The sequence below is a fragment of the Rhizobium sp. YJ-22 genome, assembly GCF_029601685.1.
In the GTDB taxonomy this organism is placed as follows: Bacteria; Pseudomonadota; Alphaproteobacteria; order Rhizobiales; family Rhizobiaceae; genus Metarhizobium.
This window is the reverse complement of the sequence record NZ_JARRIR010000002.1, coordinates 405,998-426,521: the sequence shown is the minus strand read 5'-3', so window position 1 is coordinate 426,521 and position 20,524 is coordinate 405,998. Positions and strand designations below refer to the sequence as shown.

The window sequence follows — 20,524 nt, the reverse complement described above, 5'->3', positions numbered from 1 at the left end:
CACTCCGTTGGCCGGTCCGGTTGGTCTCAGCCCCAGGAAATCGCCAGGATTTCGTAGGCCTTTGAGCCGCCGGGCGCATTGACCTCGATGGAATCGCCGACTTCCTTGCCGATCAGCGCGCGGGCGATCGGCGAGGAAATGGAGATGCGGCCGGCCTTCACATCGGCTTCCTGATCGCCGACGATCTGGTAGGTCTTCTTTTCCTCGGTATCCTCGTCGACCAGCTTGACGGTGGCGCCGAACTTGATGGTCGAGCCGGACATTTTCGAGAGATCGATGACTTCGGCGCGGGCGATCAGATCTTCCAGCTCGCCGACGCGGCCTTCATTGTGGCTCTGCGCTTCCTTGGCGGCATGGTATTCGGCGTTTTCCGAGAGGTCGCCATGGGCGCGCGCTTCCGCGATCGCTTCGATGATTCGCGGGCGCTCTTCCTGTTGGCGCCAGCGCAGTTCTTCCTGCAGCTTGACGAACCCGCCCTGTGTCATCGGTACCTTATCAACCATTTTGCTGTCCTTCGAACCTCGTATCGCTCATTGGCGGACACAAAAAGAAACAGGTTCCGAAGCGGAACTTCGGAACCATGTCACAAACCAATTTGAACGGTTATAGCAGAGTGCAGGGCGAAAAGGCCAGAAAATTCGCAACCGTACCGGAAGCGCCCTTTTACGACGCCTGAGCTTCTCCCTTGATGTCGCTTGCTTTTCAGCAATTTCAGCGATGATGGCTTGACGCATCGACAAGGAACATATAGTGAACAAATAATGAGGAAATCGCTGAAGGATCGTCTTGCCATCCTGTCCGACGCCGCCAAATATGATGCCTCCTGCGCATCGAGCGGCACGGCGAAACGGGATTCGGCCGCAAGCGGCGGGCTGGGCTCGACCGAAGGCTCCGGAATCTGCCATGCCTATGCCCCGGACGGGCGCTGCATTTCCCTCCTGAAAATCCTGATGACCAATTTCTGCATCTATGACTGCGCCTATTGCGTCAATCGCTCCTCCAGCAATGTCGAACGAGCAAGGTTTACCGCCGAAGAGGTCGTCTGGCTGACGATCGAATTCTATCGGCGCAATTATATCGAGGGGCTGTTTCTGTCTTCCGGCATTATTCGCTCCTCCGATTATACGATGGAAGAGATGGTGCGCATCGCCCGGACCTTGCGCATCACCCATGGCTTTCGCGGCTATATCCACCTCAAGACCATCCCCGAGGCCTCGCCGGCGCTGATCGAAGAGGCGGGGCTTTATGCCGATCGCCTGTCGATCAATATCGAACTGCCGACCGATGCCGGTATTGCTCGCTTCGCGCCGGAAAAGCGACCGGCCAATATCCGCCGCTCGATGGCCGATCTGAGGCTCAAGATCGAGGATGCCGGCGAGCCGACCCTGCAGACCGGCCGGCGCAAGCGCTTCGTTCCGGCGGGGCAGAGCACGCAGATGATCGTCGGCGCCGATGGCGCCAGTGATGCCGCAATTCTCTCGACCAGCGCCCGTCTCTATGGCAGCTACGATTTGAAACGCGTCTATTATTCCGCCTTCAGCCCTATCCCCGATGCCTCGCGTAACCTGCCGCTCGTCAAGCCGCCGCTGATGCGCGAACATCGGCTCTACCAGGCGGACTGGCTTTATCGTTTCTATGGTTTCGATATCAACGAGATTGTTTCCGGGCGCGAGGATGGGATGCTGGATCTCGATCTCGATCCGAAACTCGCCTGGGCGCTTGCGCATCGCGCAAAATTTCCGGTCGATGTCAACCGCGCGGCGCGGGAAATGCTGCTAAGGGTGCCTGGACTCGGCACCAAGGCGGTGAAATCGATCCTCTCCGCCCGGCCGCACAGGCGGCTGCGGCTGGAGGATCTGGCGCGGCTTGGGGTTTCGATCCGCAAGGTCAAGGCCTTCGTTGCCGCCGAGGGCTGGTCGCCGCTGAAGCTGACCGACCGCTCCGACCTGCGAACGATGTTCGAACCGAAACCGCAACAGCTCAGCCTGCTATGATCCACGCCGCCGTCATCGAGGGCAGGGGTGCATTCGAGCCATGGCGCGACGCCGCCCGCGCGCTGTTGCAGGCTGGAATTGCTCCCGATGCAGTGGACTGGCGCGTGTTTGATGCTGCGGAGGCGCGGCTAGATTTCGACGCCTTGCCGGTGCCGGCGGGCGGCGCGGGAAAGACGTCTGCCGTGCCGGCCGCCTTTCTCGACCTCGCCGCCGCCGCCATCTGTCACAGCGATCCGGCGCGTTTTGCGCTGCTGTATCGGCTGTTGTGGCGACTGGTGCATGAGGAGCGCCTGCTCTTGAGGGTGCATGCGGATGCGGATGTGGCCGCTGCCCGGGCGATGGAAAAATCCGTGCGCCGCGATGCCCACAAGATGACGGCCTTCGTCCGGTTTCGGGAGATCGTCGCGCCGCCGGGCGCGCGCCGGCGCTTCGTCGCCTGGTTCGAGCCGGAGCATTTTATCGTTGCCCGCACCGCGCCTTTCTTTCAGCGGCGCTTCACCGACATGGATTGGCTGATCGCCACGCCGAAGGGCTCGGCTGCCTGGGACGGCGAAAGGCTGACGGTGACGCCGGAGCCGGCTGCGAGGCCGGAGGCCGAAGACGCGACCGACGACCTTTGGCGCATCTATTATTCCAACATCTTCAATCCCGCCCGCCTCAAGGTGAAGGCGATGCAGGCGGAGATGCCGAAAAAATACTGGAGGAACCTGCCCGAGGCGCGGCTGATCCCCGAGCTTATTGCCGAGGCGGAAACGCGGGTCGCCGAAATGGCGGCGCGGCAGGCGACCACACCCCTGCCGTTCCACGACCGGCTGCAATCTTCCTTTCCGGCGGAAACCTTGCCCGTGCCTGCCAATAATTGGGAAGCCTTGCGGAACCAGGCGATGGGTTGCACGCGTTGCCCGCTGCATTGCCACGCCACGCAGACCGTTTTCGGCGAAGGTCCCGGCGATGCCGAGGTCATGATCGTCGGCGAGCAGCCGGGCGACCAGGAAGATCTCGCCGGTCGCCCCTTCGTTGGCCCGGCCGGAAAGCTGTTCGACCGCGCGGCGGGGGAGGTTGGGCTGGATCGCCGGCGGCTCTACGTCACCAATGCGGTCAAGCATTTCAAATACGAGCCGCGCGGCAAGCGCCGCATCCACCAGAAGCCCAATATGGGGGAGATCGAACATTGCCGCTGGTGGCTGACGCAGGAAATCGACCTCGTGAAGCCGAAGTTGATCGTCGCGCTCGGTGCAACCGCCTATGCGGCCCTGACCGGTGAGCGCAAGCCGCTGTCGGAAGTGCGCGGTCAGACCCTGGCGATGGAGGGCGACCGGGCGCTGTTCGTCACGGTGCATCCGTCCTATCTGCTGCGCATTCCCGATCCGCAGAAGAAAGAGGTGGAGTGGCGGAATTTTCTGGAGGATTTGAAGGCGGTGACCTGCCTGATGCAGGCCGCCAGTATGACCGAAGAGGACGCTTTGCCCCGTGCCCGACTCGCGATTCCTTAAACGGGCGTCATCCTCGGCCTTGTGCCGAGGATCTGCAAACATCACATAAAATCAAGAGGCTGAAGATGCTCGGGACAAGCCCGAGCATGACGATGCGAAAGCTTTTAAGACTTCTTCGCAGTATGGAGCGCCCCGCAAGGGACGCTCGTTTTTGTCAGGCGAAATAGCTCTGCAGCGGCCGCACTTCCAGATTGCCGGCTTTCAGGGCCTTGATTGCCTGGGCGGCGGATTCGGCGCCGGCCATGGTGGTGTAGTAGGGCACCTTCTGCATCAGCGTGGCGCGACGCAGCGATTTCGAATCGGAAATCGCCTTGTTGCCGTCCGTCGTGTTGATGACCAGCTGGACCTGGCGGTTGCGGATGGCGTCCTCGATATGCGGGCGCCCTTCCAGAACCTTGTTGATCTTGGTCGCCGCAATGCCGTTTTCGGCGAGGAAGCGCTGGGTGCCGCCGGTTGCCAGGACCTTGAAGCCGATTTCGACCAGAAGCTTGATCGCCGGCAGGACGCGTTCCTTGTCGTCGTCGCGCACCGAAACGAAGACCGTGCCTTCGCGCGGCAGCTCGACGCCGGCGCCGAGCTGCGATTTGGCGAAGGCCAGCGCGAAATCGGTGTCGAGGCCGATGACTTCACCGGTCGAGCGCATTTCCGGCCCGAGCAGCGTATCGACGCCCGGGAAGCGGGCGAAGGGGAAGACGGCTTCCTTGACGGCGATATGCTTCAGCGCGCGCGGATCCGGCTTCTCGCCATAGGCGGCGAAGGTCGGGTCGAGGGATTCGCCGGCCATGACACGGGCGGCGATCTTGGCGATCGGTGCGCCGACCGTCTTGGCGACGAAAGGCACGGTACGCGAGGCGCGCGGGTTGACTTCGAGAACGTAGATCGTGCCGTCCTTGATGGCATATTGCACGTTCATCAACCCGCCGACGTTCAGCGCCTTGGCGAGCGCCTTGGTCTGGCGTTCCAACTCGTCGACCATTTCAGGCGAGAGCGTGCGCGGCGGCAGCGAGCAGGCGCTGTCGCCCGAATGGATGCCGGCTTCCTCGATATGCTCCATGATACCGGCGACGTAGACGTCCTTGCCGTCGCTCAAAGCATCGACATCGACTTCGGTGGCGTTGGTCAGGTACGAGTCGAAGAGCAGCGGATTCTTGCCGAGCAGGGTGTTGATCTGGCCGGTCTTGTCGTTCGGGTAACGCTGCTTGATGTCTTCCGGCACCAGTTCCGGCACGGTGTCGAGCAGGTAGGTCTGGAGCTGGCTTTCCGAATGCAGGATCTGCATGGCGCGGCCGCCGAGCACGTAGGACGGGCGCACGACCAGCGGGAAGCCGATTTCGGAGGCGACGAGGCGGGCCTGCTCGACCGAATAGGCGATGCCGTTGTTCGGCTGGGCGAGATCGAGCTTCATCAACAGCTTCTGGAAGCGGTCGCGGTCTTCGGCAAGATCGATCATATCAGGCGCGGTGCCGAGGATCGGGATGCCGTTCTTTTCCAGCGCTTCCGCCAGCTTCAGCGGCGTCTGGCCGCCGAACTGGACGATGACGCCGACCAACTCGCCCTTTTCCTGCTCGGCGCGCATGATTTCGATGACATCCTCGGCCGTCAGCGGTTCGAAATAAAGGCGGTCGGAGGTGTCGTAGTCGGTGGAGACGGTTTCCGGGTTGCAGTTGATCATGATCGCTTCGAAGCCGGCATCCTTCAGCGCGAAGGCGGCATGGCAGCAGCAATAGTCGAACTCGATGCCCTGGCCGATACGGTTCGGGCCGCCGCCGAGGATGACGACCTTCCTGCGATCCGAAATGCCGGCTTCCGAACGGGCTTCGCCGACGAAGGGCGTTTCATAGGTCGAATACATATAGGCGGTCGGCGAGGCGAATTCGGCGGCGCAAGTGTCGATGCGCTTGAAGACCGGGCGCACGTTCAGCCGGTTGCGCAGCATGGCGACGTCTTTCGGCTTGCCGCCGGTGAGGCTCGCAAGGCGGGCGTCGGAGAAGCCCATGGCCTTCAGCATGCGCAGGTTTTCGGCATCTTCCGGCAGGCCGTGCTCGCGGATGCGGGCTTCCATGTCGACGATCGCCTTGAACTGGGCGATGAACCACGGATCGATCTTGCAGCCTTCATGCACTTCTTCTTCGGACATGCCGAGACGCAGCGCCTGGGCGACCATGCGAAGTCGGTCCGGCGTCGGCGTGCCGATGGCGGCGCGGATGGCGTTCTTGTCGTCGCCGCTGTCGCCATTGGCGCCGAGGCCGGGGATTTCGATCTCGTCGAGGCCGGTCAGACCCGTTTCGAGGCCGCGTAGCGCCTTCTGCAGCGATTCGGCGAAAGTGCGGCCGATGGCCATGACTTCACCGACCGATTTCATGGCAGTGGTCAGCACCGGCGAGGCGCCGGGGAATTTTTCGAAGGCGAAACGCGGGATCTTGGTGACCACGTAATCGATGGACGGCTCGAACGAGGCCGGCGTCGCGCCGCCGGTGATGTCGTTCTCCAGTTCGTCCAGCCTATAGCCGATAGCCAACTTGGCGGCTATCTTGGCGATCGGGAAGCCGGTGGCTTTCGATGCAAGGGCGGAGGAGCGCGAGACGCGCGGGTTCATTTCGATGACGACGAGACGGCCGTCGGCCGGGTTGACGGCGAACTGCACGTTCGAGCCGCCGGTCTCGACGCCGATCTCGCGCAGCACCGCGATCGAGGCGTTGCGCATGATCTGGTATTCCTTGTCGGTCAGCGTCAGCGCCGGCGCTACGGTGATGGAATCGCCGGTGTGGACGCCCATCGGGTCGATGTTCTCGATGGAGCAGATGATGATGCAGTTGTCCGCCGTGTCGCGGACGACCTCCATCTCGTATTCCTTCCAGCCGAGTACCGATTCCTCGATCAGCACTTCGGTGGTCGGCGAGGCGTCGAGGCCGCCGGAGACGATGTCGAAGAATTCCGAGCGGTTATAGGCGATGCCGCCGCCGGTGCCGCCGAGCGTGAAGGAGGGGCGGATGATCGCCGGCAGGCCGACATGATCGAGCGCCTGGGCGGCAACCGCCATGGCATGGCTCAGGTAGCGCTGCTTGCGGTCGGTCTCGCCGAGGTTCCACTGGTTTTCAAGGGCGTCGAGCGCCTTGTCGAGATCGGGGCCGGAGAGTTCCCCCTTCAGCTTGGCGCGCTCGGCCTCGTGCTTCTTGCGGTCGGCATCCTTGATGTCGGTGGCGTTGGCGAGCATGGAGCGCGGGGTTTCCAGGCCGATCCGGGCCATGGCCTCGCGGAACAGGGCGCGGTCCTCGGCCATGTCGATGGCGGCCGGCTTGGCGCCGATCATCTCGACATTGTAGCGGTCGAGAACGCCCATGCGCTTCAGGGAGAGGGCGGTGTTGAGCGCCGTCTGGCCGCCCATGGTCGGCAGCAGCGCGTCCGGGCGCTCCTTGGCGATGATCTTTGCCACGACCTCGGGGGTGATCGGCTCGACATAGGTGGCGTCGGCCAAGCCCGGATCGGTCATGATCGTCGCCGGGTTGGAGTTGACGAGGATGACGCGGTAGCCTTCCTCCTTCAGCGCCTTGCAGGCCTGCGTGCCCGAATAGTCGAATTCGCAGGCCTGGCCGATGACGATCGGCCCCGCGCCGATGATGAGGATCGATTTGAGGTCTTGGCGCTTCGGCATATCGTCATCCGTTTTCTAGCGTGCGCGAACAACCGGTCCCGGTGTTTTCCACCGGCCGGGGGCACTATGTCGTTTCGAAAGGCTAGAAGCGGCTTATAGGCAAATGTCGGGGGGAACGGAACCCCATAAATGCAGTTTCCTCAACAACAGGTCTGGCGCGCCTATATGGCCTCGTTTCCATGAATTCGGAAGCGGCAAAGGCTTAGCCTTTTCCCGTTTTTTTACCGATGGCGTGTCTTATGGCGAAGGGGCGCGATTGCCCCGCTCCAGATCGCCCCGTCGAGGATACGCCCCATGCTCCTGCAGCCGCGCCTGCTGCTCTTTTCGATGACCCTGCTTGCCTATGGGATCGTCTTCGGCCTGGCATGGATGGTCGGACCGGCCGTGGAATACGGCTCGATCATGAAGCTGTGCGCGGTTCTCATTCCGGTCTTCGGCGCCGCGATCGCCTATACGATGTTCCGCCGCATGGAGCCGATGCGGGTATTGCTCGAATGCATTCTCTGCGGATTGCTGCTGTCGGTGCCGGTGGGGCTTTCCACCTATATCGCCATGGGGGCGAATTTTCCGCTGGCGGATGAGCGGCTGATGCGCATGGATACCGCGCTCGGCTTCGACTGGCGCGCCTTCATCCGTTTCGTGGATGCGCGTCCGCTTCTGGCGGAAAGCCTGGGGCAGGCCTATCAGAGCTTCGGCCTGCAACTGCTGGGCATTCCGATCCTGCTTGCCGCATTCGGCCGCTATGCCCGCTGCTATGCCATGGTGCTGGGCTATGGCCTCTTGTGTTTCCTGTCGATCCTGATTTCGCTCTGGTATCCGGCGCTCGGCACCTACAGCGTCTATGCGGTGGCGCCGCAATCGCTTGACAATATCAATGCCCATTTCGGCTATGCGTTTCTGGAGCAGTTCAACGCCGTTCGCTCGGATCCGGATTTCATCTTTTCCTTTCCGAAGATGATGGGGATCGTGACCTTTCCTTCGGTCCATGCCGCCGCTGCGGTGCTGTGCGCCTGGGCGATGTGGGATATTCGCCTGCTGCGTTATCCGTTCCTCGCCCTCAATGTGCTCATGGCGGTCTCGGCGATCTCGCATGCCAATCATTATCTGGTGGATGTCATCGCCGGCATCGGCGTTGCCTCCATATCGATCTCGAGCGTCAGCGCGCTGTGCAACCTGCGCGCCCATGCGCCGGTGCGGACCGCGAAGACAATGGTGGCCACGCAGACCTGACCGGTCGTTTAACCGAACCGTGCCCGCGCCTGCGCCGCATAAGTGCGGCTGACGGGGATTTCAGTGCCGTCTTCGAGGATGGCCGTAAGCTTGCCGTCCCCGCGCTCTAGGCGGGCGACGAAGGCGGTCGCGACCCAGTGCGAGCGGTGGACCTGCATGCCGTCGACACCGTCGATTTCCCGGAGCGCATCGGAGAAGCGCAGCAGGATCAGTTCGCTGCCGCGGCTGGTGCGCACGTGCGTATAATGATCCTGAACCGAAAGATGCAGCAGCGTCCCGCGATTTTGCGGTTTCAGGCGGGCCAGCAGACGCGCGCCGGGCGGTTGCGAATCGACGGCGGCCGGCTGCGGTCGCTCGAAATCCGCAGCGGCCTTGCCGTTCGCCAGCGTCATGTAGGAGATGACGCAGAATATCAGGCAGAGGGGCAGCGAGGAGAGAACGCCGCCGGCCATTCCCGCCAGCGTCGGCGGTGTCGCGAACCAGGCATAGTCGATGAGTTTGACCAGGGCGGCAATCGGCAAGGCGGCGACGGCCGCGCCGGTCATCATGCGCATGAACATATAGGGGGTCAGGCGTTCGAGCAGCCGGTTGCCGGCGATGGAAAAGGCAATGGCCGTCGGCCAGGCGAGCGCATGGACGGTGAACCAGTAGGCAAAGCGCGGCAGGGCGCGCAGGTGCTCATAGGTGCCGAACGGGCCGGTGACGGTGAACAGCAGCACCACCGCCGCGAAGGTGATCCACAGGTTCCGCAGGCGCAGAAAGGCCTGCATTTCGCGAAGCGTGGATTGCATGATGCCGTCTTTCACGAAGTTTTCCGCCCTGCCGCGCATGTCTGCTTGAGCGCTTTAGACCGTTGATCCAACCGATTGGCAAGATCAATCCGTGCAGGAGTTATGCCATGACGCTCGCGCCCCTTCTCGACGCGCCGCTCGCCATCCAGATCCATGTCGCCACCGTCGTGCCCGCCGCTCTGCTCGGCATCTGGATGTTGCTGGCGCGCAAGGGCACGCCGCTGCATCGGCGCCTGGGCCGCGTGTGGCTGGCGCTGATGGTGGTCAGCGCCGCATCTTCCTTCTTCATCCACAGCATAAACATGTTCCACGGCTTCAGCCCCATCCACCTGCTCTCCGCCTATGTCATCTACGGCGCCTTCGCCGCCTATCGCTCAGCCAGGCAGCGGCGCATCGCCGATCATCGCCGGCAGGTGATCGGCCTCTATTTCGGTGGCATCGTCGGAGCAGGGGCTTTCACGCTGCTGCCGGGGCGGATCATGCATGAGGTCGTCTGGTCGAGCGCCACGGGCGCGGGAACGGCTTCGCAGGCACTGTTGCTCGCCGGTATGGCGATCGGCATTTGCGGCCTACTCTATCTCATCGTCGGGCGCGGCATGAAGGAGGGCGCGGAACGCATTTGATGTTTTCGCCGTTCTTTGCTTAACATCCGGGAGACAAGGACGGGAGTTAAGACCATGGAATGGAAAGGCCGCCGGCAGTCGGACAATATCGAGGACCGGCGCTCCGCCGGCACGGGCGGTTTCGGAGGGGGCGATCCGTTCGGCGGCGGGCGGCGGGTGCGCATCCCCATCGGTCGCGGCGGCGGCGGGCTCGGCATCGGCTCCATCGTGCTGATCCTGATCGTCTGCTGGTTCCTCGGCATCAACCCGCTGACCCTGCTCGACGGCGGCATGGGCGGCACGAATTTCCAGACCGAATCGAACCAGCAGGCCTCCACGCCCCAGAACGACGAGATGACCGCTTTCGTGCGCACCGTGCTCGCCGAAACCGAGGATACCTGGACCGGCATCTTCAAGGCCAATGGCCGCACCTATGAGGAGCCGCGCATGGTGCTGTTTTCCGGCGCCACGCAATCGGCCTGCGGCTCGGCTTCGGCCGCCACCGGCCCCTTCTATTGCCCGGGCGACCGCAAGGTCTATCTCGATACGGATTTCTTCCGCCAGCTCGACCAGCAGTTCGGCGCCTCCGGCGATTTCGCCGAGGCCTATGTGATCGCGCACGAGGTCGGCCACCACGTTCAGAACCTGCTCGGCATCCTGCCGAAGTTCAACCAGATGCGCCAGAGCATGTCGGAGACCGATGCCAACCGCATGTCGGTGCGTGTCGAATTGCAGGCGGATTGCTTTGCCGGCGTCTGGGGCAAGTTCACCCAGCAGAAGGGCATTCTCGATGCCGGCGACCTGGAGGAGGCGCTCAACGCCGCCCAGCAGATCGGCGACGATACGCTGCAGAAGCGTAGCCAGGGTTATGTCGTGCCCGACAGTTTCAACCACGGCACCTCGGCCCAGCGCGTCAAATGGTTCAAGCGCGGCTTCGACACCGGCGACATGAAGGCCTGCGATACGTTCACCGGCCCGGTTTGATTTGGGGTTAAGGCGGGGCGCGATTTGCGCCCCGCCTCATCCATCACTTTTCGCTGTCGAGATGGGCGAGCTGCGATTCGGGGTAACGGCCGCCGGCCGCCGCATCCTTGGGGACGGCATTTTCGATCGTTGCCAGATCTTCCGGCGTCAGGCGGACGTCCAGTGCGCCAAGGCTCTCGGCGAGGCGGTCGCGGCGGCGTGCGCCGATGATCGGAACGATATCCTTGCCCTGCGCCGCCACCCAGGCGATGGCGATCTGGGCGACGGTCACGCCCTTCTCCTCGGCGATGCTGCGCAGCGCCTCGACCAGCTCAAGATTCTTCTCGACATTACCCGGCTGGAAGCGCGGGCTCATGGCGCGGAAATCGAAGCCGCTCGTGCCGCTCGGCTGCCAATGGCCGCTGATCAACCCGCGTGACAGCACGCCATAGGCGGTGACCGAAATCCCCAACTCCCGGCACGCCGGCAGGATATCCGCTTCTATGCCGCGCGAGATCAGCGAGTATTCGATCTGCAGGTCGGCGATGGGATGAACGGCGGCGGCGCGCCGGATGGTCTCGGCGCCCATTTCCGACAGGCCGATATGACGGACATACCCTTCCTTCACCAGATCGGCGATCGCTCCGATCGACTCTTCGATCGGCACGGCCGGATCGAGGCGCGAGGGCCGGTAGATGTCGATATAGTCGACGCCCAGCCGTTGCAGAGAATAGGCGATGAAGTTGCGCAGCGCCACCGGACGGGCATCATAGCCGGCGAAGCCGCCCTTGGGATCGCGTAGCGCCCCGGTCTTGACGCTGAGGACGACCTTGTCGCGGTCCTTGCCCTGAAGGGCTTCGCGGATCAGCATTTCATTGTGGCCCATGCCGTAGAAATCGCCGGTATCGAGAAGCGTGATTCCAGCATCCAGCGCCGCGTGGATGGTGGCGATACTCTCGGCGCGGTCGGCCGGGCCATACATGCCCGACATGCCCATGCAGCCGAGGCCGATGGCCGAGACTTCGGGGCCGGTTTTTCCAAGACGGGTGGTCTGCATGGTCGTTCTCCTTCGGATCGTGTCGGAGGCGGTTTTAGCGCGATCGGTTTTGTGCGATAATCCATGTTTATCGCGATAGCCTGTCCGGGATTTTGCACAATGACCGATCTGCCGCTTGCCGATCTCGATGCTTTCGTCGCCGTTGCCCGCGAGCGCAGTTTTCGCGCGGCGGCGCGCCTGCGCGGCGTCTCGCCCTCCCAGCTTTCCGAAGCCGTGCGGCGGCTGGAGGAGCGGCTTGCCGCGCGCCTGCTCAACCGGACCACCCGCTCTGTCACCCCGACCGAGGCCGGCGAGCGGCTGATCGAGCGACTGAACCCGGCGATCCTCGATATCCGCAGCGCGCTGGAGGCGGTCGGGGAAACCTCCGGCCAGCCGGTCGGGCGGCTGCGCCTCAACGTGCCTTCGGCGGTGGCGCATTTCATCCTGCCTGACATTCTCGACCCGTTTATGGAGCTCTACCCCGGCATCGTTGTCGAGATCACGGCCGACGACCGGTTCCTCGACGTGCTGGCCGGCGGTTTCGATGCCGGCATCCGCTATGGCGAGCGGCTGGAAAGCGATATGATCGCCGTGCCCATCGGTCCGCGCGAGCAGCGTTTCATCACTGCCGCCGCACCCGCCTATCTCGCCCGCCATGGAACGCCGCAGCGCCCGGGCGATCTGCTTGCCCATCGCTGCATCGTCCATCGCTTCCTGAGCGGCGCCATGCCTGCCTGGGAATTTCCGGAGGAGGGCCGCATGGTGCGGCTGCAGCCGCCGGCGCGCTTCGTCAGCAATCTCGCCGGGCTGGAGGTGGGCGCCGCCGAGGCCGGTCACGGCGTCATCCGAACCTTCGAGGAGTTCCTGAAGCCGGCCATCGACGCGGGGCGGCTGGTGCGCATCCTCGTGACCTGGGACGAATCCTTTCCCGGCCCGTATCTCTATTATGCCAGCCGCCGGCATGTGCCGCCGCCGTTGCGCGCCTTCGTCGATTTCCTGCGCGCGCATCGCCGCCGGCAGCAGCGTGACGGGGATGTTCCGCAGGAGGACGCGGAATGATCACGCCCTGTTCTCGAATCCATCAGCGGAATGCGTGCCTGGGATCAAAAAGTTTGAAATGTTCACGGATTGTTTCGGGGACGAATCTGCTTTAAAGCAAACGTCGCATTCGCGGGGAGTGGTTCTGCGGCCGCGCCGGGCATGTCATTGCAGCTCGGCGAACGGTCGCCCGTGTGTCGTTTGGCCATGCGCCCTTCCGCTTTCATCCGACCGCACCGGCCTGGCCGGACCGGCTCCGTATATTTCGATGGGCGACCAAGCGTCCTTGTGCCTTGCAAAGGGCGGAGACGCCGGCAGGGAGAGCAGTCATGATCGATCCAGTGCTGGCGCGACGCGGCCTGTTTCTTGTCTTCGTCATCCTGTTTCTGGATGTGATCGGCATAGCCATCATCGTGCCTGTCATGCCGGCTTTCATGAAAGAGGTGACCGGCGAAAACATCAGCGCCGCCGCCATCGACGGCGGCTGGCTGCTGCTGGCCTATGCCGGCATGCAATTCCTGTTCGCGCCGCTGATCGGCAATCTTTCCGACCGCTTCGGGCGGCGGCCGATCCTGCTCGCCTCGGTGCTGACCTTTGCCATCGACAACCTGATCTGCGCGCTGGCCGGCAGCTATGCGATCCTGTTCGTCGGCCGCATCCTCGCCGGCATCAGCGGCGCCAGTTTCGCCACCTGTTCCGCCTTCATCGCCGATGTCAGCGACGACAGCAACCGCGCCCGCAATTTCGGCCTGATCGGCATCGCCTTCGGCACCGGCTTCGCGCTCGGGCCTGTCATCGGCGGCCTGCTCGGCGAGTTTGGCGTGCGGGTGCCCTTCTATGGGGCGGCCCTGATCGCTTTCCTGAATTTCGTCGCCGCCTGCTTCCTGCTGCCGGAAACGCTGCAGCCGGCCAATCGCCGCCGCTTCGAGCTGTCGCGCGCCAATCCGCTCGGCGCGCTCCGGCAGATGCGCCATTATCACGGCATCGGCTGGATCGGGCTGGTGCTGTTTCTCTACTGGATGGCGCACGCGGTTTATCCCGCCGTCTGGCCCTTCGTCGGCGCCTTTCGCTACGGCTGGAGCGAGGGGCAGATCGGCCTGTCGCTCGGCATTTTCGGTATTTGCGGCGCCATCGTCATGGGCGTCATCCTGCCGCGGCTGGTGCCGGTTCTCGGCGAATGGCGCACGGCGGCGCTGGGGCTGAGCTTTTCCACGCTCGGGCTTGCCGGTTTCGCCGCTGCCTCGCAGGGCTGGATGGTCTATGCCGTCATCGTGCTGACCGCGCTGGAAAGCGTGGCCGATCCGGCGCTGCGCAGCATCGCCTCTGCCAAGGTGCCGCCCTCGGCGCAAGGCGAGCTGCAGGGGGCGATGAGCAGCCTCAACAGCATCACCACCATCATCGGTCCGGTGCTGTTCACCCAGCTTTTCGGTTATTTCACCGCGCCATCCGCGCCGCTGACCTTTGCCGGCGCGCCGTTTGCGCTCGCGTCGTTCTTCCTGTTCATCGGCCTGCTCGCCTTCCTCTGGCGCGTGCGTGACAAACACCGAACGCTCGCGGTTGGAAATGCCTGATAAGTGGCCCGTTTGATAACGGTTTGATGAAATATCAGGCAATTCCCTCCGATAGGACTGGCTTTAACCCGGCCCTTCGGGTAGAGCGGGGGCGCTTGACATCGGCGGCCGGGCGGCTGCCGGCGGGGAATCGGACACTCGGGTTCACAATATCCCGGGCGTTGTGACAGGACCGCGGCCCGCTCCGCATACGACACCAGACGATTTTATGACGCGCGTTGCCCCGGAAACGGCGTGTGCGGCGCGTTTCACACGAACGATATGGCGGTTGATCCATGGATACGATGGTTCACGTTCCGGCAAAGGCCGGAAGCAACGACAATAGCTGGCTGGGACAAATCCGCACGACGCTTTCGCTCGGCATTCCCCTGATCGGCGCGCAATTGGCGCAACTCGGCATCCACACCACCGATGTGGTGATCGTCGGCCGTCTCGGCGCGGTGACGCTGGCCTCGATGGTGCTGGCGACGCAATTCCTGTTCACCATCCTGATCTTCGGTTCGGGCTTCTCCATGGCCGTGGTGCCGATGGTGGCGCAGGCCTTTGGACGCGGCGATACGACCAATGTGCGCCGTTCGCTGCGCATGGGCATCTGGGTGGCCGTGTTCTACTGGCTTCTGATGCAGCCGGCCTTCTGGAACGCCGAGCGTATCCTGCTGGCGCTCAACCAGAAGCCGGATGTGGCGGCCTTGGCCGGGCATTATGTGATGATTGCCCAGTTCGGCATCCTGCCGGCGCTCTTGTTCTTCGTGTACCGCGCGATGGTCAGCGCCATCGGCAAGGCGGGCATCATCCTGTTTGTCACCATCGCCATGTTGGTCCTGAATGCTATCGGCGCCTATGTGCTGGTTCTTGGCCATTTCGGCCTGCCGGCGATGGGCATGGAAGGCGCAGCCGTCGTCTCCGTCGTGGTGCAGACGGCCGGCCTGATCTTTATCGTCGCTTATGTCCAGAGTTTCGAGGAAACCCGCAAATACGAGCTGTTCGTGCGCTTCTGGCGGCCGGACTGGCGCGCCTTTTTCGAGGTGCTGCATCTCGGTTTTCCGATCGGCATGACGCTCTTGGCCGAAGTCAGCCTGTTCACGGCGGCCTCGCTGATGATGGGGCGCATCGGCACGCTGGAGCTTGCCGCCCACGGCATCGCGCTGCAGCTTTCCGGGATCACCTTCATGATTCCGCTGGGGCTGGCGCAGGCGGGCACCGTCATGGTCGGCATGGCGCATGGGCGCGGCGACACCACCGCCATGGTGCGCGCCTCGGTGTCGGTCACTGCGCTCGCCATCATGGTGTCGATGGTCTGCACGGCGATGCTGGCTTCGTTCCCGGCCTATTTTGGAAGCCTGTTCATCAACACGCATACGCCGGATGCGGCCCGGGTTCTGGAAATCGCCGCCTCGTTCATCGTCATTGCCGGCATCTTCCAGCTCGTCGACGGCATGCAGGCGATTGCCAGCGGTTTGCTGCGCGGGCTGAAGGATGCGCGCGTGCCGATGGTGCTGGCGCTGATTTCCTATTGGCCGGTCGGCTTCCTGCTGGCCTGGGTGCTGGCCTTCCCGGTCGGCTTCGGCGGCATCGGCATCTGGTATGGTTTCCTCGTCGGGCTCGGCACGGCCTCGGCGCTGCTTTGCTGGCGGTATTACCGGCTGCTGCGCAGCCATATGAAAATGGCCCGGTGATTTCGCCGGGCCATCCAATCATTCCATCGATTTTAAGTCGTCTCAGCGCTCGGCGAGCGCTTCTTCGCCCTTGCGTTCGCGGATGAGGTTTACGAAGCGGCGGAAGAGGTAGTGGCTATCCTGCGGGCCGGGCGAGGCTTCCGGGTGGTGCTGCACCGAGAAGACCGGCTTGCCGACCAGGCGCATGCCGCAATTGGTGCCGTCGAACAGCGACACATGGGTTTCCTCGACGCCCGACGGCAGCGAGTCGGAATCGACGGCGAAACCGTGGTTCATCGAGACGATCTCGACCTTGCCGGTGGTGTGGTCCTTGACCGGATGATTGGCGCCGTGATGGCCCTGATGCATCTTCGAGGTGCGGGCGCCGACGGCGAGGCCCAGCATCTGGTGGCCGAGGCAGATGCCGAACAGCGGCAGTTCCTTGTCGATCAGCGTGCGGATGACCGGCACGGCATAGTCGCCGGTCGCGGCCGGATCGCCCGGGCCGTTCGACAGGAAGACGCCGTCCGGGTTCAGCGCCATGATGTCCTCGGCGCTGGTGGTTGCCGGCACGACGGTGACGCGGCAGTCGAGGCCGGCAAAGAGGCGCAGGATGTTGCGCTTGACGCCGAAATCGACGGCGACGACGTGATAACGCGCATCCGTTGCGCCGAGCGTGCCGTAGCCTTCGTTCCACACCCACGGCGTCTCGGTCCATTCCGAGGACTGGCCGGAGGAGGCGACCTTGGCGAGGTCGAGGCCTTCGAGGCCGCTCCAGGCCTTGGCCTCGGCCTTCAGCGTCTCGATGTCGAAGACGCCGGCGGGATCATGGGCGATGACGCCGTTCGGCATGCCGTTTTCGCGGATCCAGGCGGTCAGCGCCCGGGTGTCGATGCCGGACAGGCCGATGATGCCGCGCGCCTTCAGCCAGGCGTCGAGGTGTTTTGCGGCGCGGTAATTGGACGGCTCGGTGATGTCGGCCTTGAAGATGACGCCGACGGCGCCGTGGCGGGCGGCGGGCGTCAGATCTTCGACGTCCTCGTCATTGGCGCCGACATTGCCGATATGCGGGAAGGTGAAGGTGACGATCTGGCCGAGATAGGAGGGATCGGTGAGGATTTCCTCATAGCCGGTCAGGGCGGTGTTGAAGCACACTTCGGCCTGCACCTTGCCGGTGGCGCCGATGCCGGTGCCCTCGATCATGGTTCCATCGGCCAGGACCAGCAGGGCGGTCGGTTTTTTCACAGTCCAGGGTGCGGTCGCGCTCATCTCAAATCCCTTCCGGCCGCGTGAAGTCGCAAAGAGGGTCTTGAACCCGGCATGCGCTTGGGCCATTTCATGTCGCAGGCAGGGGCGCGCGAAATCCATGCGCGGTCGGCGGCCCTGATGTCGATTGTCGTGCAGGCGCCGACCCATAGACAAAGCCTGCGCCAGGGTCAATGCTTGAGCCATGCAAAGGCAGCGGAATTGTGGAGCGGTCCCCCGTTCTTGCAGTTCCTTGCGTCTGTGGGCTAAGACACCTGCAAACAGGAATGCTCAGGAGACAATGACATGATGCGCGATGAACTCACCGCCGCCCTCAAGGAGGCCATGAAGGCCAAGGACAGCCTGCGGCTGTCGACCATCCGCCTGGTCCAGGCCGCGATCAAGGATCGCGATATCGCCAACCGCACCGCCGGCAAGGGCGAGGCTTCCGACGAGGATATCGCCCAGCTTCTCGCCAAGCTGGTGAAGCAGCGCGAGGAATCCGCCCGCATCTACGACGAGAACGCCCGCGCGGAGCTGGCCGACAAGGAACGCGCCGAAATCGCCGTCATCAGAACCTTCATGCCGGCACAGATGTCGGACGAGGAAATCCGCGCCGCCGCCGCTCAGGCCGTTGCCGAGACCGGCGCGCAGGGGCCGAAGGACATGGGCAAGGTAATCGGCCATCTCAAGGAGCATCATGCCGGCAAGATGGATTTCGCCAAGGCTTCCGGCATCGTCAAGGACCTGCTGAAATAAGAATCGCAAGACCCTTGAAACAGGAAAGGCCCCTGAAAACAGGAAAGGCAGGAGCGCGGCTCCTGCCTTTTCCGTGCTCCTGGCATCCCGACTAACGATCAGCGGAGGCTGCGCGGATGCGGGGAGGCACCCGGATGGAGAATGCGGGGGTGGGGGCTCTCCATCCGGGATCGGAGATTGGGGTTCCGATATGCGGCTGGGAAATCATTTCCCGGCTGCATCCTACGGTTCGGAAGGTAGGCCCGCGCAGGCCGCGGGACAAATTACAAATAAGTAATTTTGCCGGTGCGGATTTTGCCCCATTCTTGCCACATCGGCGGAGGCTGCTTCGTTTTTCGCTTGCGAAATAGCGGTGGACCTGCCGATCCGCTGGTGGCGCAACCGGTGCCGCCGTCCTATATTGTCAGTCGTTCCCAGAGGTGACCCGGTTTGCGTTTTTCCAATGCCTTTCTCGACGAGATCCGTGACCGCGTGCCGATATCGGCCGTGATCGGCCGTCGCGTGACCTGGGATCGCAAGAAGACCAACGTCTCGCGCGGCGATTACTGGGCCTGCTGCCCCTTTCATGGCGAGAAATCGCCGAGCTTCCATTGCGAGGATCGCAAGGGCCGCTATCATTGCTTCGGCTGCGGCGTATCAGGCGATCATTTCCGCTTCCTCACCGATCTCGAAGGGGTGAATTTCCCCGAGGCCGTGCAGCAGATCGCCGACATGGCCGGCATTCCCATGCCGCAGCCCGATCCGCAGGCCGAGCGGCGCGAGAAGGAACGCACGACGCTGCTCGATGTCATGGAACTGGCGACCGCCTATTTCCAGGACCAGCTCAACACCGCCGCCGGGGCGCGTGCCCGCGCCTATCTGCGCGACCGCGGTCTGACGGGGCGCACCATCGAAACCTTCCGGCTGGGTTACGCCAGCGACAGCCGCAACGCGTTGAAGGAATATCTGGCCGGGAAAAACATCCCCAAGGACCAGATCGAGGCCTGCGGCCTCGTGGTGCACGGCGCGGAGATTCCCGTTTCCTACGACCGCTTTCGCGATCGCATCATGTTCCCGATCCTGTCGTCGCGCGAGAGGGTGATCGCCTTTGGCGGGCGCGCCATGTCGGCGGATGCGCCGGCCAAGTATCTAAACTCCAACGAGACCGAGCTGTTCCACAAGGGCAATGTCTTGTTCAACTTCACCCGCGCCCGGCGCGCGGCGCAAGAGAGCGTGCGCGGTCGCGAGGAGGGCGCGACGGTGATTGCGGTGGAAGGCTACATGGATGTCATCGCCCTGCATCAGGCCGGCATCGAGAATGCCGTTGCCCCGCTCGGCACGGCGCTGACCGAAAGCCAGCTCGATCTGCTCTGGAAGATGTCGCCGATGCCGGTGCTGTGCTTCGACGGCGACGGTGCGGGCCTGCGCGCCGCCAACCGCGCGCTGGATCTCGCGCTGCCGCAGATCAAGCCGGGCCGCTCGGTGCGTTTCGCGCTGCTGCCGGAGGGCAAGGATCCTGACGATCTCGTCAAGCATGATGGCCGCGCACCCTTCGACCAGGTGATGACGGAAGCGCGGCCGCTGGCCGATATGCTGTGGGCCCGCGAAACCTCGGGCGGCAATTTCGACACGCCGGAAAAGCGCGCCGAGCTGGAAAGCCGGCTGCGCCAGATCGTGGCGCAGATCCAGGACGAGGACGTGCGCCGCCATTACGGGCAGGATATGCGCGACCGTCTCAACGCCTTCTTCCGCCCGGTTCAGGCCGGCGGCGGGCGGCAGGGCTTTGCCCGGGGCGGCCGCCAGCAGGGCGGCGGGCGTGGCGGTCAACAGGGCGCGCGCGGCGGGCAGATGGCGGCCAGCGACGCGGTCTCCGACCGGCTGATGCGCTCCGGCATGGTCAAGGGCCATCGCGACCAGCCGACGCTGCGTGAAAGCGTCATGGCGCTCTCCATCGTCAACCATCCAGAGCTTCTCGCCCGCGAATATGACGAGATCGCCGCCATCGATTATGAAAACCGCGACCTGCAGCGGCTGTGGGCGGCGGTGCTCGGCATCACGGCGGCGTCCGGAACCCGGCTGACGCGCGCGCTGATGCTGGAGGAGTTGGAGACACAGGGCTTTGCCGGCCTCGTCACCGCCCTCGATCTGCAGGTGCGTGGCGCGGGCCTGTGGACCGCGACGCCTGAGGCCGCCTATGAGGACGCCGCCGACGCCTTCCTTCAGGCGCTTTCGCTGCACAAGCGCAGCAAGGCGCTGCGCTGGCAGAAGATCGAGCTCGAGCGCGAGATTGCCGAAGCGGCCGAGGCCGAGGATGCCGGGCGCATCGACGCGCTGATGCGGGCGCTGCAGGAAATCCAGTTCGAGATCCTGCGCATGGAAAACCAGGAGGCCATCATCGATGGTTTCGGGGTCATGTCCGGCCGGATCAAAGGAGCGGCGGGGCGTTGACGCCGGGCTCGCAAGCCATGGCGCGACATGCTATGAGCCGGCCCTATTGTTGTTGAATTTGATTGATA

At 63.7% G+C, this 20,524-nt stretch carries 15 protein-coding genes; 10 read left to right on the top strand and 5 right to left on the bottom strand.

Features of this window, described 5'->3' with window-relative positions; translation table 11 throughout:
• Positions 1-26: 26 nt before the first annotated feature.
• Positions 27-503 carry a transcription elongation factor GreA gene (gene greA / locus P7F60_RS06670; protein ID WP_277916932.1) on the bottom strand — a complete coding sequence of 159 codons (477 nt, stop codon included), beginning with the start codon at positions 501-503 and terminating at the stop codon, positions 27-29.
• A 258-nt stretch (positions 504-761) separates the two neighbouring features.
• Here greA and P7F60_RS06665 point away from each other — a divergent pair, with 258 nt between their 5' ends.
• Positions 762-1,994: a putative DNA modification/repair radical SAM protein gene (locus tag P7F60_RS06665; RefSeq protein ID WP_277916931.1), complete on the top strand. Its 1,233-nt coding sequence runs from the start codon at positions 762-764 to the stop codon at positions 1,992-1,994.
• Complete coding sequence (locus tag P7F60_RS06660) at positions 1,994-3,487, top strand: UdgX family uracil-DNA binding protein (protein WP_277917194.1); 1,494 nt, start codon at positions 1,994-1,996, stop codon at positions 3,485-3,487. The genes P7F60_RS06665 and P7F60_RS06660 overlap by 1 nt, the downstream gene beginning before the upstream one ends.
• A gap of 154 nt (positions 3,488-3,641) precedes the next feature.
• On the opposite strand, the gene carB is transcribed toward P7F60_RS06660, so the two are convergent.
• The gene (carB, locus tag P7F60_RS06655) at positions 3,642-7,139 is read right to left on the bottom strand and encodes a carbamoyl-phosphate synthase large subunit (RefSeq protein ID WP_277916930.1); all 3,498 of its coding nucleotides are present in this window, start codon (positions 7,137-7,139) and stop codon (positions 3,642-3,644) included.
• 294 nt (positions 7,140-7,433) lie between these two features.
• Between carB and P7F60_RS06650 the strand changes: the two genes are divergently transcribed.
• Entirely contained in the window at positions 7,434-8,369 is a 936-nt protein-coding gene (locus P7F60_RS06650) for a phosphatase PAP2 family protein (RefSeq protein ID WP_277916929.1), read from the top strand.
• Positions 8,370-8,377: 8 nt separating this feature from the next.
• On the opposite strand, the gene P7F60_RS06645 is transcribed toward P7F60_RS06650, so the two are convergent.
• Complete coding sequence (locus tag P7F60_RS06645) at positions 8,378-9,160, bottom strand: LytTR family DNA-binding domain-containing protein (protein WP_277917193.1); 783 nt, start codon at positions 9,158-9,160, stop codon at positions 8,378-8,380.
• A gap of 107 nt (positions 9,161-9,267) precedes the next feature.
• Between P7F60_RS06645 and P7F60_RS06640 the strand changes: the two genes are divergently transcribed.
• A complete protein-coding gene (locus tag P7F60_RS06640) occupies positions 9,268-9,783 on the top strand; it encodes a DUF2306 domain-containing protein (RefSeq protein ID WP_277916928.1) in 516 nt (171 codons plus the stop codon).
• Between the two features lie 54 nt (positions 9,784-9,837).
• Complete coding sequence (locus P7F60_RS06635) at positions 9,838-10,746, top strand: neutral zinc metallopeptidase (protein WP_277916927.1); 909 nt, start codon at positions 9,838-9,840, stop codon at positions 10,744-10,746.
• Positions 10,747-10,789: 43 nt separating this feature from the next.
• On the opposite strand, the gene P7F60_RS06630 is transcribed toward P7F60_RS06635, so the two are convergent.
• Positions 10,790-11,782 carry an aldo/keto reductase gene (locus P7F60_RS06630; protein WP_277916926.1) on the bottom strand — a complete coding sequence of 331 codons (993 nt, stop codon included), beginning with the start codon at positions 11,780-11,782 and terminating at the stop codon, positions 10,790-10,792.
• A gap of 99 nt (positions 11,783-11,881) precedes the next feature.
• On the opposite strand from P7F60_RS06630, the gene P7F60_RS06625 reads away from it, so the two are divergent.
• From P7F60_RS06625 to P7F60_RS06615, 3 genes are all read left to right on the top strand, one after another.
• On the top strand, positions 11,882-12,820 hold the full coding sequence (locus P7F60_RS06625) for a LysR family transcriptional regulator (protein ID WP_277916925.1): 939 nt from the start codon (positions 11,882-11,884) through the stop codon (positions 12,818-12,820).
• 308 nt (positions 12,821-13,128) lie between these two features.
• Positions 13,129-14,370, top strand: coding sequence for a TCR/Tet family MFS transporter (locus P7F60_RS06620; RefSeq protein ID WP_277916924.1), 1,242 nt, complete (start codon positions 13,129-13,131; stop codon positions 14,368-14,370).
• Between the two features lie 284 nt (positions 14,371-14,654).
• A complete protein-coding gene (locus P7F60_RS06615; protein ID WP_277917192.1) occupies positions 14,655-16,046 on the top strand; it encodes an MATE family efflux transporter in 1,392 nt (463 codons plus the stop codon).
• 42 nt (positions 16,047-16,088) lie between these two features.
• On the opposite strand, the gene carA is transcribed toward P7F60_RS06615, so the two are convergent.
• Positions 16,089-17,294, bottom strand: coding sequence for a glutamine-hydrolyzing carbamoyl-phosphate synthase small subunit (carA, locus tag P7F60_RS06610; protein ID WP_277916923.1), 1,206 nt, complete (start codon positions 17,292-17,294; stop codon positions 16,089-16,091).
• A 282-nt stretch (positions 17,295-17,576) separates the two neighbouring features.
• On the opposite strand from carA, the gene P7F60_RS06605 reads away from it, so the two are divergent.
• On the top strand, positions 17,577-18,029 hold the full coding sequence (locus P7F60_RS06605) for a GatB/YqeY domain-containing protein (RefSeq protein ID WP_277916922.1): 453 nt from the start codon (positions 17,577-17,579) through the stop codon (positions 18,027-18,029).
• 429 nt (positions 18,030-18,458) lie between these two features.
• Positions 18,459-20,456, top strand: a complete 1,998-nt coding sequence (dnaG, locus tag P7F60_RS06600; RefSeq protein ID WP_277916921.1) for a DNA primase — start codon at positions 18,459-18,461, stop codon at positions 20,454-20,456.
• Positions 20,457-20,524: the final 68 nt, after the last annotated feature.